Source organism: Amycolatopsis sp. NPDC102522, assembly GCF_055584485.1.
The window spans coordinates 1-14,476 of the sequence record NZ_JBVJLY010000048.1 but is presented as its reverse complement, the minus strand read 5'-3'; the positions used below and the strand labels follow the sequence as shown (position 1 = coordinate 14,476).

Here is a 14,476-nt window from a genome sequence, read left to right as displayed (position 1 = left end):
TAGGACACCGCCGGACTAACATTAGAAGAAAAGGGCTCGGGCCCCGGTTGAGAACCACGAGTTCTCCCGGAGCCCGAGCCCTTTTCTCATACCCACCTTCCGTCACAAACGTGAGCGCCGGCCACTCACCCAGGCCGACTCACGCCCACCCGCCCCCGGCGATAGCAAAGGTCCCTTGCTCTCCCGGCGGCGTCGTTCAGCAACTTCGCCGACCGACCGCGCGCCGGCGGACGGGCGACGAGAAGACCAGTGAAGTCGTCGTCTCCCCATAACGCTGCATCCGCTCTACGAGCTCTTCCAACTCCATGGTGGTCCGACAGGCGACCCGCACCAGCCAGCACTCGTCACCCGTGACGTGATCGGCGTCGAGCACCTGAGGCAGCGCGAGGATGGTTTCGCGGAAGCGAGGTGTGTCGAGACTCCGCACCTTCGCCCGGACCATTGCCTCGATCGGGAGCCCGAGCTTCGTCAGGTCGACGCCGGCCGAGTAGCCAGTAATGATTCCCTTCTCCTCGAGCCGCCGAACCCGCTCGGTCACCGCGGGCGCCGACAGCGATACCCGCCGGCCGAGCTCCGAGAAGGTCAACCGGCCGTCGGACTGGAGCAGCTCGAGCAGCTGCCAGTCGAGATCATCGAGGTCCACAGAACTCCAGGTCGATCGTCATGCCTGCCAGGAGTCTCCAGGCTAACCGTCGCCAAGACCTGGATTCTCCGATGTTGTGGATGAACACCGATCAGCAGGATTGAGGCATGACGACCGCATCCCGCGTACTGACGTTCCCGGCCCTGGACAGCACGACCGCGGCCGCGCTCCTGCGCGCTGAAATCGCCCTCGACGTGGATCCCGACGACCTGGTCCGCGACCTCACCTCTGGCACTCGGCAGGGGTACGTGATCGTCGAGACCCGGGCACCCGAGGCCTTCGCGTCGGCTCGTATCCCCGGTGCGATCAATCTCCCGTACCGGGACATGACACCCGAATCGGTCAGCCGGCTCGACCGCGACCTCGTCTATGTCTGCTACTGCGAGAGCAACCACTGCAACGCCGCGACCAAAGGGGCCCTGAAACTCGCGGAACTCGGCTTCAAGGTCAAACGCCTGTCCGGCGGCATCACCGCCTGGCAAGCAGCCGGCTATCCCGTCGACCGGGACTCCCTCGCGCCCGCCCTCACCTCCGCAGCCACCCCACGCTGCGCCTGCTGACCAACGGAGCAGGGGACCTTTGCTATCGCCGCCCGAGCGATAGCAAAGGTCCCCTGCTCTCCCGGCGGTCGTAGGCTGGGGTGGTGACCGCTCCCAAGCTGCTCGTCATCCAGCCAGATGAATCAGATCCGATCGGCCCCCTCGGCGACTGGCTCACCGAGGTGGGAGCCGATCTCGACATCCGGTTGCTGCCCGATCAAAGTCTCCCCGCTGACCTCGACGGGTACGCGGGCGTCGTATGTCTTGGCGGAGGGATGGGCGCCACCGACGACGCCGCTCATCCGTGGCTCGCGGATGTGCGGAAGCTTCTTTCGAAGGCCGCGAGTGCGCGTATCCCGACGCTCGCGATCTGCCTCGGCGGTCAGCTCCTCGCGGTGGCGCTGGGTGGCAGCGTCGTCGCAGGTGATCAAGGACCTGAGGTCGGCCCAGGGCTCGTGTCCAAGAAGGACGCTGCCTGGATCGATCCGCTCTTCGCGGACCTGCCGCTCATGCAGGACGTCTTGCAGTTCCACAATGACGCGATCACCCGGCTGCCCGCGGGCGCCGAGCTTCTCGCTTCCTCGCCGCGGTATGCCTACCAGGCCTTCCGATTCGACCGTTGTGCCTACGGTGTCCAGTTCCATATCGAGACGACACCGGAGGTGGTCCTCGACTGGGCACGGCAGTCGCCGGAAATGGCGGAACTCACCCGGCCGGAGGTACTGACCCCGGAAAACCTCGCCCGGGTGCACGCCGATATCACCGAAACCTGGCGACCGTTCGCGCATCGCTTCGTCCGACTGGTGTCAGGTGACCTCGCTCCGGCTGCGGAACGTCAACGTACATTGCCGATGGCTTAACGACTTATGTCTCAAATGCGTATGGGTTATTAACACTCCGGTGAGGCTGTCAGGTACCTTGCGAAGGGAGTTTCGAAGGGTTCGGAGGTCGGGGTGGAGCCCTCAGTGTTGGTCGTGCTCGTCGTCGTCACGGCCCTAATTTTCGATTTCACCAACGGTTTCCATGACACGGCCAACTCGATGGCCACGTCGATCGCCACCGGGGCGCTGCGTCCCAAGGTCGCGGTGACGATCTCCGCGGTCCTGAACCTGGTCGGAGCCTTCCTGTCGGTCGAAGTGGCCAAGACCATCTCGAATGGACTGGTCGACGACACCAAGATCGGGCCGGCGATCGTGTTCGGCGGCCTGGTCGGTGCGATCGTGTGGAACCTGGTCACCTGGTTCGTCGGACTGCCGTCCAGCTCTTCCCACGCGTTGTTCGGCGGCCTGATCGGCGCCACCTGGGTGTCGGCCGGAACGGACTCCGTCCATTTCGGAAAGATCGTCGAGAAGGTGCTGGTTCCAGCGGCCCTGTCGCCGGTACTGGCTGGCCTCGCCGCGATGATCGTGACGTACTTCGTCTACCGGATCTTCGTCCGCCGCGGCCGCACCGCAGGCTTCCGCGTCGGACAGATCATCTCGGCTTCGCTGGTTTCGCTTGCCCACGGTACGAACGACGCACAGAAGACCATGGGCGTCATCACGCTGACGATGATCACCGCCGGAACCCTCCCCGCCGGGGCCGGGCCGCCGCTCTGGGTGATCGTCAGCGCGGCGCTGGCCCTGGCGTTGGGCACGTACTTGGGCGGCTGGCGAATCACCTACACGCTGGGTAAGGGCCTGACAGACATCGATGGTCCGCAGGGCTTCGCCGCACAGACCAGCTCGGCGGCGGTCATCCTCGCTTCGACGAACTTCGGCTTTCCCCTCTCGACGACCCATGTCTGCTCCGGCGGCATCGTCGGCTCTGGTGTGGGCAGGAATGAGGCACCGGTCCGGTGGCGCACCGCCGGCCGCATGGTGATCGCCTGGCTGTTCACGCTTCCGGCAGCCGCCGTCGTCGGTGCCGCGGCCGGTCTCGTGACCTCCACGGGCACCGTGGGCACCATCGGTGTCGGCGTCACGGGCCTGGCGGTCGGCGTCGGGATCTACCTGCTCTCCCGGCGGAGCCCCGTCAACGCCGGCAGCTTCGCCGGTCCCGCCCCGACCGTTCCCGAACAGGAAGTCGGCAGGATCGCCGCTTAGCGAAGCAAGGGACCTTTGGTATCGCCGAGGGGCGGCGACACCAAAGGTCCCTTGCTCCCTTGCGCGTCCGTCTGGTCACGGGCGGAAGGGCGACTACGGTGGAAGCCGATGGTTGAGCGCGCCAGGCCGACCGCTTCCGTGGCGAGATACGGCTTCACCGACCCCCGTGCCGACGGGCAGCTGCGTGCTGCCGGTTGGTGGACCGAATCCGGCCCGGACGGCTCCGCCGCCGACGTGTTGTCGGCACTTTCCCGTGCGGCGGACCCCGATCTCGCGTTGAGCGGGCTCGACCGAATCAGGGAAGCCGACCAGGCTGCCTGGAATGAGCTCGACCAGGCACTTCGGACCAACCGCACCTTCCGCGGCCGGATGCTCGGCGTCTTGGGCACGTCGAGCGCGCTCGCGGACTTCCTGGTCGCGAACACCGACAGCTGGAAGACCCTTCTAGGGGACAAGGCCACTGATCCGGATCAGTATGCGAGCCGTCTCCTCGATCATTTGCGGCAGGGAGGAGAGCTCCTTACGGGGCTCGAGTCGGAGCAGGCACTTCGCGCCGGGTACCGCGAGCTGCTCCTCGGAATCGCGGCGGCCGACCTCGGTCATCTGGTCGAACCAGGCCTCCGCCAGCCACCCTATGCCGAGATCGGGTCTCAACTCACCACACTGGCAGAGGCCGCGCTGACGGTAGGGCTCCTCGTCGCGGAGGCCGAAGTGGGCGCCGGTGTCGAAGGTCGGCTGGCCGTGATCGCGATGGGCAAATGCGGTGGTCGAGAGCTGAATTATGTGAGCGACGTGGACGTCATCTTCGTCGGTGATGGAGAGCTTTCGATCTCGACGAGGCTGGCCAGCACGATGATGCGCGTGGTCGGCAAGGCCTGCTTCGAGGTCGATGCGGCGTTGCGTCCGGAGGGCAAAGCGGGCGCCTTGGTCCGGACTCTCGATGGACACGCTGCCTACTATCAGAAGTGGGCCAAGACCTGGGAATTCCAGGCCTTGCTCAAAGCGCGGCCGGTCGCAGGCGACGTTGAGCTCGGGCGGCAGTACGCGGAGATGGTCGCACCGAAGGTGTGGGCGGCGGCAGATCGGGAGAATTTCGTCCCCGAAGTGCAGAAGATGCGACGGCGCGTCGAAGGCCATGTGCCGTCCGCGCACGCCGAGCGGGAGCTGAAACTGGGACGCGGAGGCCTTCGCGACGTCGAGTTCGCCGTGCAGTTGCTGCAACTGGTCCACGGTCGGATCGACGCGGAGCTGCGTTCGCCGTCCACGATGGACGCACTCGCAGCCCTGGGAGAGGGCGGGTACGTCGGCCGAAAGGACGCCGCCGAGCTCGGATCGTCGTACGAGTTCCTCCGGACCATCGAGCATCGGCTTCAGCTTCGCCGACTCCGGCGTACGCACTTGTTCCCTGCCTCCTCGGACGCCAGCGAGCTGCGAACGATCGCGAGGGCGAGCGGGGTGCGGCCCGCCCGGGGCAAAAGTGAAGGAGACGTGCTGCTGGCGGAGTTCCGCCGCCACCTGCAGAGCATCCGGCGTCTTCACGAGAAACTCTTCTACCGGCCCCTGCTGCAATCGGTCGCGAACGTGCCGACCGAAGCGCTACGGCTGACGACGAAACAGGCAGAGAGCCGCCTCGCCGCGCTGGGCTACGCGGCGCCGGACGGGGCCCTGCAGCACATCAAGGCGTTGACCTCGGGAATGTCACGTCGGGCGGCCATCCAGCAGGCTCTGCTGCCGGTCTTGCTGGATCTTCTCGCCGACACCCCGGATCCAGACCGCGGACTTCTGTCCTACCGGAAGGTCTCGGAGGCACTCGAGCAAACACCTTGGTACCTCAGAGTTCTTCGGGACGAGGGTGCTGTTGTCGAGCGGCTCGCCTTCTTGCTGGGCACGTCGCGACTGGTGCCCGATCTGTTGGCGAGAGCGCCGGAAGTCCTGCAACTGCTCGGCGATCCCGCGCGCTTGGCCGGTCGCACTCCGGCAGAAGTGGCCGGTTCACTGCGAGCCACGGTGCGGCGTCAGCCGGGTTTGAACGCGGCGGTCGCGGCCGCGAGATCGCTCCGCCGGCACGAGATGCTGCGGATCGCGTCAGCGGACTTACTGGGTTTGCTCGACGTCCCAGCGGTCTGCGAGGCGTTGTCGAGCGTGTGGTCCGCCGTGTTGCAGGGCGCCTTGGCCGCTGCTTTCCGCCAGCGTCAGGCGGAGCTCGGGCAGACGCCGGCGAGGATCGCTGTCATCGGCATGGGACGCCTGGGCGGAGCCGAACTCGGCTATGGGTCCGATGCGGACGTTCTCTTCGTCTGCGAGCCGACCGAAGGCGTGTCGGACTCCGAAGCAGCGAAGTTCGCTTCCTCGGTTGCCGAGACGGTGCGCAAGATTCTCGGTGCGCCCAGCCCCGATCCGGCGTTGGTCGTCGACGCCGATCTTCGTCCGGAGGGGCGAAGCGGCCCGCTGGTGCGGACCCTCGAGTCCTATCGCAGCTACTACGGGCGGTGGGCGGAGGCCTGGGAATCGCAGGCGCTGCTCCGGGCCCGGTTCATCGCAGGTGACGATGACCTCGGCGCACGGTTCATCGAGATGATCGACCCCATTCGCTACCCGCAAGCAGGCCTTGACGCGGTTCGGGTGCGGGAGATCAGGCGGATCAAGGCGCGGGTGGAGACGGAACGGATGCCTAAGGGCGCCGACCCCACCCGGCACACGAAGCTCGGGCGGGGCGGGCTCGCCGACGTGGAGTGGACCGTGCAGCTCATACAACTGCGTCACGGGCATGAAGTCGCGGGGCTCCGGACCACCTCGACGATCGAAGCGTTGAAGGCCGCAGTGGCAGCGGGGCTCGCCGAGCCCGCCGAGATCGAATCCCTGACCGAGGCCTGGCTACTGGCGACGCGTGTCCGGAACGCCGGGATGCTGGTCAGAGGTAAGGCTGTCGACGAGATCCCCAGCTCCGGTCGAGATCTCGCCGCGGTCGCCCGGGTGCTCGGCTACTCGGCCGATGACGATCCAGGTGAGTTCCTCGATGCCTACAGGCGGACGACGCGACGTGCTCACGCGGTCGTGGAGACCCTCTTTTACCAGGGCTGACCCCTCTGACCTGCGGGAAGTGAGCAAGGGACCTTTGCTATCGCTTGCCGGGGGTGAGCGAGGTGACAGCAAAGGTCCCTTGCTCACACTCGGCGTCGAGGACAGGGAGCGGCGCTTACAGTGAACCGGTGACTGTGCGCGAGCCATTTCGCACCCGGATCAAGGTGCGCCACTACGAGCTGGACACTCTCGGCCATCTCAACCACGCCGTCTACCACTCGTACGGCGAGGTCTCCAGACTCGAGCTGATGGAGCTCGCCGGTGGCCTCAACTCGGGTATGCGAGACGCGAATCTTGCTTTTGTCCTGCTTGAGTCCCACATCGTGTTCCGTCGCGAGCTCCGGGCCGGTGACGTCGTCGACGTGACCTGCGACGCCAAGTTCGGTACCGGAAAGACGTTCCACATGGACTCGAACATCTACAAGGTCGACGGCACCCTCTCCGCGGAGATCACCTGCACCCTGGGGCTGATGGATCTCGAGCGACGCAAGCTGGTGGATGACCCGCGCGGCCGCATCGAGCGGGCGGGTGTCGACCTGAAGGTTCTCTCCACTTCGGAGTAAAAGTCCCACCGACAAAGAAACGCCGGTGGTGAGGGCGATTCCGCACCTCACCACCGGCGTGCTCTTGGTGTTCCTACCGCACGATCACACGTCGTAGTACAGCGAGAACTCGTACGGGTGCGGGCGCAGCCGCAGCGGGTCGATCTCGTTCTCACGCTTGTAGGAGATCCACGTGTCGATCACGTCGGGGGTGAACACGCCACCTTCGAGCAGGTAGTCGTGGTCGGCCTCCAGCGTGTCCAGAACCGCGCCGAGGTCGCCAGGAACGAGCTTGACGTTCTGGGCCTCCTCCGGCGGGAGCTCGTAGAGGTCCTTGTCGATGGGCTCCGGCGGCTCGATCTTGTTCTTGATGCCGTCGAGGCCCGCCATCATCATCGCCGAGAACGCCAGGTACGGGTTGCCGGACGAGTCCGGGCACCGGAACTCGGCACGCTTGGCCTTCGGGTTGTTGCCCGTGATGGGGATACGGACACAAGCCGACCGGTTCCGCTGCGAGTACACCAGGCTGACCGGGGCCTCGAAGCCCGGCACGAGCCGGTGGTACGAGTTCACGGTCGGGTTGGTGAAGGCCAGCAGGCTCGGCGCGTGCTTGAGCAGACCGCCGATGTAGTGACGGGCGGTGTCGGACAAGCCCGCGTAACCCGACTCGTCGTGGAACAGCGGCGTGCCGTCCTTCCACAGCGACTGGTGGCAGTGCATACCCGAGCCGTTGTCACCGGCGAGCGGCTTCGGCATGAAGGTCGCGGTCTTGCCGGCGGCGAACACGGTGTTCTTCACGATGTACTTGAACAGCTGCAAGTCGTCCGCAGCGTGAAGCAGCGTGTTGTACTTGTAGTTGATCTCGGTCTGACCGGCGGTGCCCACCTCGTGGTGCGCACGCTCGATCTCGAACCCGGAGCCCTGCAGCTTCTGGACGATCTCGTCGCGCAGGTCGGCGAAGTGGTCGACGGGGGGAACCGGGAAGTAGCCACCCTTGAACTTCGTCTTGTAACCCTGGTTGCCACCCGGCACGTCGGCACCGGTGTTCCACCAGCCCTCGACGGAGTCGATCTCGTGGAACGAGGCGTGCTCCGCGGAGTCGAACCGGATCGAGTCGAAGATGTAGAACTCGGCTTCCGGGCCGAAGAACACGTTGTCCGCGACGCCGTACTCGGAGATGTACTGCTCGGCCTTGCGCGCGATGTTGCGCGGGTCGCGGCTGTACGCCTCACGGGTGAACGGGTCGTGCACGAAGAAGTTCAGCGAGAGCGTCTTCGCCTTGCGGAACGGGTCGATGCGCGCAGTCTCGGGGTCCGGGAGGAGCAGCATGTCGGATTCGTGGATCGACTGGAAACCACGCACCGAGGAGCCGTCGAAGGCCAGGCCTTCTTCGTAGGCTTCTTCGTTGAACGCCTTCGCCGGAACGGTGAAGTGCTGCATAACGCCGGGCAGGTCGCAGAACCTGACGTCGACGACCTCTACGTTCTCGTCGGCGATAAGGCGCTGAATGTCGTCTGGAGTAGTGGGCACCCTCGGTGACTCCTTCTCGTTCGTTGCCGGCGGCAGTACTCTCTTCGGCTCACGCTAAGAGCGTGGTGTTGCCCGACCGTCACCCGTATGTTTCGCCGGTGTTAACGGGGCGGCGATATCGGGTAGTCGACCAGGGCGAATGTGTCCTGCGCCACCGGCATACCCTGGATGGGTGGCGAGATGGACCGGAGAATGGCTACCCGGAGCCGGGGACGGAACGACGGCCGGTGGCGAGGGTACGCAGCGATGGCGTGGTGAGCGACTCGGCTTGCCCCAATCGGGTGTCGGCTCGGTGGCGGGCGGTGGGGCCCGTCTCCTCGGGCTGATCATCGACCTGGTCCTCGCCTCGCTGGTCACCACTCTTTTCGTGACGCCCAGCCTTCAGGATCCCGCCGTCATGCAGAAGTTCAACCTCTGGTCGGTGGGTGTCTGGGCGGTGATCACGGTCATTCCCGCGGCCTTCTTCGGCTTCACTCCTGGTATGGCAGTGGTCGGTGTCCGCGTGGCCAGGCTCGACGGCGCGCAAATGGTCGGAGTGTGGCGTGCCGTCGTGCGGACGGCGCTGACCTCCGTGATCATTCCGGCCGCGATCCGCAACATCGACGGCCGAAGCTGGCTTGACCGGCTGACCGGAACAGTCGTGATCCGCATGCGATGACCCCGGAGTGGGAGCAAGGGACCTTTGCTTCCGCCGAGAGCAGCGGCCGTGGTCAGGCGGCCGGTACCGCAGGAGCGCTGCCGAGTTCCGGAGGCGGTCGTTGCCGGGCGCGGCGGTGAGCTGCTCGCAGTTCCTGGATCACTACCAGCGGTTCGTCTCGTAGTCGTGCCGGACTTATCTGGACGACTATGAGGCCGGCGGCGACCAGTGCGGGCACCTCAGGCACCTTGCCCGGTTCTAGTGCGACTTCGTCGTAGCGGATTTGCATGGCGACGCCGACCTTCGGCCACCAGACCTCGGCGATACCGACGGTCTCTCCGTCGGAAGTCCGTAGCTCAGCCTTCCTCATCGGCCTGGGCAAGCCGCTGCGCTCGAGCACGGTCTCCAGCCACTGGTCGACCGCGGAGTCGACACCGTCTTGGAGAGCGCCGACGACGATCCGGGGTAGTGCGGAGCCGATCGTGCTGGCCTGCGCCAGCTCATCTCGAAGTTCCTCTGGAGTGCAGAGCCCGCGATGGACCGCGTCGTGGATCATCGCCCGCACGGACTGGAGTTCGTCCATGCGCCTGGCCGCGTCGATCAGGGCCCGGGCGAGCGGAGCTACCGGCAGTCCGTCGATCTCTACTGGTTCCGGCAGGTGGATCGTTCGTTCGACAATGGCGAATCCCCAGGTGGCGACTTTGCTCCGGTGCGGGATCAGGGTGTGGGCCCGTCCTTCCGGCGGAAGTCTTCGGACCCCGTGCAACTTGGCTGCCTGGACTCCGGTGAGCATCGCGTCGGGACCGGCGTGGGTCAGTGCGACTTTCATCAGCTGACGCCTGGACGGCGTGGCGTTGGTCAGGAGGATGACGCCGGGAATCGGACGGCGCCACGGGCCGCCTTCGCGGCAACGGCGAGAGATCCAGGAATGGGAATGCCCCAGGGCGACAAGTTTCGCCCGGGCGGCCACGCCGTCCGGGAACATCGCTGCCAGCGCCGTCTGCCGGGCGCCCGAGGTTCCGTCCACACAGTGATCATGCGACCACCCACCGACAGTTTTTCTCCGGAGACGGATCAGGGGTCCTTTGCTACCGCACGCGGCGGTAGCAAAGGACCCCTGATTCTCGTTCGGTCAGCGGCGGCGGATGGTGCGCTGGACGTTGCGCATCTTCGCGCCGGCGGGCATCGGGCCCTTGGGCATCGCGGCGCCGCGGCTGCCGAGCGCGGCCAGCTTTGCTTCCAGCGCGTCGACCTGGGCGGGCTTGAGGTTACGCGGGAGCTTCATGAGATAGCCCTGAAGCTTCTTCAGCGGCACCTGCTGCTCTTCGTTCCCGATGATGACGTTGTAGATCGGGGTCTCACCGATCAGGCGGGACACACGCTTCTTCTCCTGCGCGAGCAGGGTCTTCACGCGGTGCGGCGCGCCCTCGGCGACGAGCACGACACCCGGGCCACCGAGCACCCGGTGCACGGCGTCGAGCTGGGTCGTGGCCGCCACGGTCGGCGTCACCTTCCAGCGGCCTCGCATGTTCTCGAGTGCCCAGGCCGCAGCACCCGGCTGTCCGTCGGCCTTCGAATACACGGTCTTCTGGACCCGCCTGCCGAAGATGATCACAGCGGCGAGCGCGCCGAGCAGAATGCCCAGCGGCAGCAAGACCCAGTGGACGTCGAAGATGAACCCGATGCCGAACACGACACCGGTGATGACCAGGAGCGATCCGGCCATCCAGGGGATGAGCGCCTTGTCTTCCTTGCGCTGCATCTTGAAGGCCTCGAAGATCTGCCCGCGGCGAGCCTTGCTCGCGGCACGCTTCTCCTTCTTGGCCAGCTTCGCTGCTTCCTTGTCCTGCTTTCCCGCCATGTGTCCAGGATACGGCCGCGTGCCCTGCGCCGATCCCGTCGGGCCCTCTGCGAGGATCGGGGCGTGGTTAGCGCATCGTCCCCGAAGAGTCGTCCAGGCCTGCTCGATGGGCTCGATCCCGAGCAACGAGCCGCCGCCTGCGCGCCGAGGGGGCCGGTCTGTGTCCTCGCGGGAGCTGGGACCGGCAAGACGCGGACGATCACGCATCGCATCGCCCACCTGGTCCGTTCCGGACATGTCGCCGCTGGTCAGGTCCTCGCTGTCACCTTCACGACCCGTGCGGCGGGCGAGATGCGTGCGCGCCTTCGAGGGCTGGGTGTCGACGCCGCCCAGGCGCTCACCTTCCACGCCGCCGCTCGCCGCCAGCTTCGGTACTTCTGGCCCCAGGTCGTCGGTGACCGGCCCTGGGAGCTGCTCGAGAACAAGTTCCGCTACATCAGCCAAGCCGCGAACAAGGCCGGTTTGAGCGCCGAGACGGAACTCCTGCGCGACCTCGCGAGTGAGATCGAGTGGAGCAAGGCCTCTTTGGTATCGCCGGACGACTACCCGGCGGTCGCGGCGCGCACACAGCGGGACACGCCCGCGCCCTCGTCGCAGGTCGCGGAGGTCTACCGCAACTACGAGAAGGTCAAGAACGCCGCGCAGGTCCTCGATTTCGACGATCTGCTCCTGCACACCACCGCCGTTCTCGAGGAGCACACGGTGGTGGCCCAGGAGTTCCGCGAGCGCTACCGCTGCTTCGTCGTCGACGAGTACCAGGACGTCACCCCGCTGCAGCAGCGACTGCTCGACGCGTGGCTCGGCGGCCGCGACGACCTGACAGTCGTCGGCGACGCCAACCAGACCATCTATTCGTTCGGTGGCGCTTCTCCTCGGCCGCTCCTGGAGTTCACGCGGAGGTTCCCCGAGGCGACGGTCGTGAGGCTCGAGCGGGACTACCGGTCGACTCCGGAGGTCGTGGCTCTCGCCAACCAGGTGATCGGTGCCGCCCGTGGCCGTCCTGCGGGGTCGAGGCTGAAACTTGTCGGCCAGCGTCCGCCGGGGCCGGTCCCGCGGTTCGCCGAGTATGACGACGAGACCGCCGAGGCCGCGGCCGTCGCGCGCAGGATCCGTGATCTGCTCGACGGAGGAGTGGCGGCCAGCGAGATCGCGGTGCTCTACCGCGTCAACGCCCAGTCGGAAGCCTATGAGCAGGCGCTGGCGGAGCTGGGTATCCCGTACCTGGTCCGCGGCGGCGAGCGGTTCTTCGCCAGGGCTGAGGTGCGGCAGGCGATGTCCGCTCTGCGGATGGCGTCGACCGACGCCGACACCGGTGAGCTGGTGACTCGGGTTCGTTCCGTGCTGGCGAAGGTCGGGCTCACCGATCAGCCTCCGGCCGGAGGCGCGGCGAAAGAGCGATGGGACGCGCTTCTGTCGATCGTCGAGCTGGCCGAGGAACTGGCTTCCACCATCGAGGACGCGGATCTGCCTCGTTTCGTGGCGGAGCTCGAACAGCGGGCGAACGCGCAACATCCGCCGACGGTGGAGGGCGTCACGCTGGCCTCGCTTCACGCGGCGAAGGGCCTTGAGTGGGACGCCGTGTTCCTCGTGGGGCTTGCCGAGGGGACCATGCCGATCCTCCACGCCGACGGTGATGACGCGGCCATCGAAGAAGAGCGCCGTCTCTTCTATGTCGGCGTCACTCGAGCACGAGAGCACCTCTCGCTGTCGTGGGCCTTGGCCAGGACGTCGGGAAATCGCCGTAATCGGCGACGCAGCCGATTCCTCTACGGCCTGATCCCCGAAGACCATCCGGCCGCGAGGGTCGCCCGAGCACAGCAACCGAAGCAGTCCGCCAACAAGGCACGATGCCGGGTGTGTGGTGGCCCGCTGCTGGAGACCCTGGACATCAAGCTGGGACGCTGCTCCCGTTGCCCGTCCAATGTGGATGAGCAGCTGCTCGAGAAGCTGAGGTCCTGGCGAGGGGAACGTTCCCGCGAGCTCAAGGTGCCGGCCTTCGTCGTCTTCACGGACGCGACCCTGGTCGCCATCGCCGAGCAGCGGCCGACTGATGACACAGCGTTGTGTGCCATCTCCGGAATCGGTGCGACGAAGCTCGAACGCTTCGGCGCGGAGGTTCTGGACGTCGTGCGGGCCTCGGTGGAGTCTTGACCGCGTTCCGGGCTTGATCCACGCGGCGAACCTGCTGCTCAGAGCCGATCTTCGCCGCTTCGGCGGATTTTCTGGAAAATAAGTTGCCCCGGTGCGGCCGGGGGCAATAACCTGCAGGTACCGGGCGGGAAGCCGCTCGGTCTGGGGAAGAAATTCTACAACACAGCGTAGACCGCAGGGCGGCTCGCGCGCGACAGAGAAAGGTGGTGCCGGTGAAATGACGATCAACATGATGCTCACGAAACCTGGCACCCGTCTGTCCTGCGTCGCGGAAGTCCCGCAGGCTCAGCGCCAGGGCACCTTCATGCCCGTGAGCATCCTCGCCGCCCGCGGCACCCGGCGTCTTGACCTGAGCTGGATCGCCGCCGACGAGACCTTCACGCACGCCGCCGCCTTCGGTGGGGCGTACGTGAATGGTGGCGTCGATCTGCCGGTCATCAAGCAGTTCCGTGTTCCGTTGTCCATACGGGAGCGAAGTTCCTGACCTAGTCAGGACTAGAGGCTCACGAAGGCCGCGGAACCGGGTTACCGGATCCGCGGCCTTCGTGTTTTTGCTGCACAAACAAGTTGGCTGCACAACCTAATTGGGGTTCAGCGTTGTCCAGTTCCACCGTCAGTACGAAATCCGTCACGGGACAGAGGAGTGCACTTATGTCATCGACCATAGCTTTCGCGCCGGGGGAGGCCCTGCCTTTCGCCGACGCCGGCGTCATCGACCTGCTCGACGCCATCGACTCGCCTGAGTCGATGCTTCCCTGCCGTTCGGGCGACGCGGACCTTTGGTTCGCCGAGTCTCCGGCAGAGCTCGAGCGCGCGAAGGCGTTCTGCGCGGACTGCCCGGTCCGTTCCGCCTGCCTCGCAGGTGCCCTTTCGCGGCGTGAGCCGTGGGGTGTCTGGGGTGGCGAAATCTTCGAGCGTGGCGTTGTCGTCGCGCGGAAGCGGCCCCGTGGCCGCCCCCGGAAGAACCCGGTCGTCGAGCCCGTCGCCGATGCGCGTCCCATCGCGCGCAAGGTCGAGCGGAGCGCTGCGGCATGACCGTCGAACTCATCACCACCAGGGACTACGAGGCGCGTAGGGGTTACCGAACTCTCGCGCCGACCAAATTGAACGAGATCAAGGTCGAGGAGACCAGCGAAATGTTGCTTTATGAAGAACTGTCCAGGGCCCGAATACGAGACCTCGAGGAGGGAGTCCGCGCACAGCGGGCTCGGAGCGGCCCACGCGCCGCACGCAGGTGGAGCAAGGTCGCCCGCTGGGCGACCCGGCGAGCCGAGCGCTTTCAGGCCTGACCACTCGGGGGAGCGGGGGGGGGGGTGGGGCGGGGGGGCGGCGCGGGGGCACGGCCCGCGACCGCGCTGGGGGTGCGGCGGGGCCGGCGGGGGGGCATCGGGGGGGTGGGGGGGGAGGT

Annotated in this window: 14 protein-coding genes; 10 read left to right on the top strand and 4 right to left on the bottom strand. The window is 66.4% G+C overall.

Annotated features, from left to right (window positions below):
• Positions 1 to 196 precede the first annotated feature (196 nt).
• A complete protein-coding gene (locus ACZ6YV_RS44025; protein ID WP_465515350.1) occupies positions 197 to 643 on the bottom strand; it encodes an Lrp/AsnC family transcriptional regulator in 447 nt (148 codons plus the stop codon).
• A gap of 107 nt (positions 644 to 750) precedes the next feature.
• On the opposite strand from ACZ6YV_RS44025, the gene ACZ6YV_RS44020 reads away from it, so the two are divergent.
• From ACZ6YV_RS44020 to ACZ6YV_RS44000, 5 genes are all read left to right on the top strand, one after another.
• A complete protein-coding gene (locus tag ACZ6YV_RS44020; protein WP_465515349.1) occupies positions 751 to 1,203 on the top strand; it encodes a rhodanese-like domain-containing protein in 453 nt (150 codons plus the stop codon).
• A gap of 83 nt (positions 1,204 to 1,286) precedes the next feature.
• Complete coding sequence (locus ACZ6YV_RS44015) at positions 1,287 to 2,042, top strand: type 1 glutamine amidotransferase (RefSeq protein WP_465515348.1); 756 nt, start codon at positions 1,287 to 1,289, stop codon at positions 2,040 to 2,042.
• Positions 2,043 to 2,147: 105 nt separating this feature from the next.
• Positions 2,148 to 3,266, top strand: coding sequence for an inorganic phosphate transporter (locus ACZ6YV_RS44010; RefSeq protein ID WP_465515347.1), 1,119 nt, complete (start codon positions 2,148 to 2,150; stop codon positions 3,264 to 3,266).
• A 108-nt stretch (positions 3,267 to 3,374) separates the two neighbouring features.
• A complete protein-coding gene (locus ACZ6YV_RS44005; RefSeq protein WP_465515346.1) occupies positions 3,375 to 6,347 on the top strand; it encodes a bifunctional [glutamine synthetase] adenylyltransferase/[glutamine synthetase]-adenylyl-L-tyrosine phosphorylase in 2,973 nt (990 codons plus the stop codon).
• A gap of 128 nt (positions 6,348 to 6,475) precedes the next feature.
• Positions 6,476 to 6,910: an acyl-CoA thioesterase gene (locus ACZ6YV_RS44000; RefSeq protein ID WP_020633826.1), complete on the top strand. Its 435-nt coding sequence runs from the start codon at positions 6,476 to 6,478 to the stop codon at positions 6,908 to 6,910.
• Between the two features lie 84 nt (positions 6,911 to 6,994).
• Here ACZ6YV_RS44000 and glnA read toward each other — a convergent pair whose 3' ends face one another.
• Positions 6,995 to 8,419 carry a type I glutamate--ammonia ligase gene (glnA, locus tag ACZ6YV_RS43995; RefSeq protein ID WP_364216541.1) on the bottom strand — a complete coding sequence of 475 codons (1,425 nt, stop codon included), beginning with the start codon at positions 8,417 to 8,419 and terminating at the stop codon, positions 6,995 to 6,997.
• A 172-nt stretch (positions 8,420 to 8,591) separates the two neighbouring features.
• On the opposite strand from glnA, the gene ACZ6YV_RS43990 reads away from it, so the two are divergent.
• Positions 8,592 to 9,077 (top strand): RDD family protein, encoded by a 486-nt coding sequence (locus ACZ6YV_RS43990; RefSeq protein WP_465515345.1) that lies wholly within the window; start codon positions 8,592 to 8,594, stop codon positions 9,075 to 9,077.
• A 52-nt stretch (positions 9,078 to 9,129) separates the two neighbouring features.
• On the opposite strand, the gene ACZ6YV_RS43985 is transcribed toward ACZ6YV_RS43990, so the two are convergent.
• Both ACZ6YV_RS43985 and ACZ6YV_RS43980 read right to left on the bottom strand, forming a co-directional pair.
• Entirely contained in the window at positions 9,130 to 10,083 is a 954-nt protein-coding gene (locus ACZ6YV_RS43985) for a hypothetical protein (RefSeq protein WP_465515344.1), read from the bottom strand.
• Between the two features lie 105 nt (positions 10,084 to 10,188).
• Positions 10,189 to 10,917 (bottom strand): DUF4191 domain-containing protein, encoded by a 729-nt coding sequence (locus tag ACZ6YV_RS43980; protein WP_378237541.1) that lies wholly within the window; start codon positions 10,915 to 10,917, stop codon positions 10,189 to 10,191.
• A 63-nt stretch (positions 10,918 to 10,980) separates the two neighbouring features.
• Between ACZ6YV_RS43980 and ACZ6YV_RS43975 the strand changes: the two genes are divergently transcribed.
• The 4 genes from ACZ6YV_RS43975 (at position 10,981) to ACZ6YV_RS43960 (ending at position 14,357) form a co-directional block, all read left to right on the top strand.
• Complete coding sequence (locus tag ACZ6YV_RS43975; protein ID WP_465515343.1) at positions 10,981 to 13,068, top strand: ATP-dependent DNA helicase UvrD2; 2,088 nt, start codon at positions 10,981 to 10,983, stop codon at positions 13,066 to 13,068.
• Between the two features lie 217 nt (positions 13,069 to 13,285).
• Complete coding sequence (locus tag ACZ6YV_RS43970; RefSeq protein WP_465515342.1) at positions 13,286 to 13,552, top strand: hypothetical protein; 267 nt, start codon at positions 13,286 to 13,288, stop codon at positions 13,550 to 13,552.
• Between the two features lie 167 nt (positions 13,553 to 13,719).
• Positions 13,720 to 14,103 carry a WhiB family transcriptional regulator gene (locus ACZ6YV_RS43965; RefSeq protein ID WP_465515341.1) on the top strand — a complete coding sequence of 128 codons (384 nt, stop codon included), beginning with the start codon at positions 13,720 to 13,722 and terminating at the stop codon, positions 14,101 to 14,103.
• Positions 14,100 to 14,357, top strand: coding sequence for a hypothetical protein (locus tag ACZ6YV_RS43960; protein WP_465515340.1), 258 nt, complete (start codon positions 14,100 to 14,102; stop codon positions 14,355 to 14,357). The genes ACZ6YV_RS43965 and ACZ6YV_RS43960 overlap by 4 nt, the downstream gene beginning before the upstream one ends.
• Positions 14,358 to 14,476: the final 119 nt, after the last annotated feature.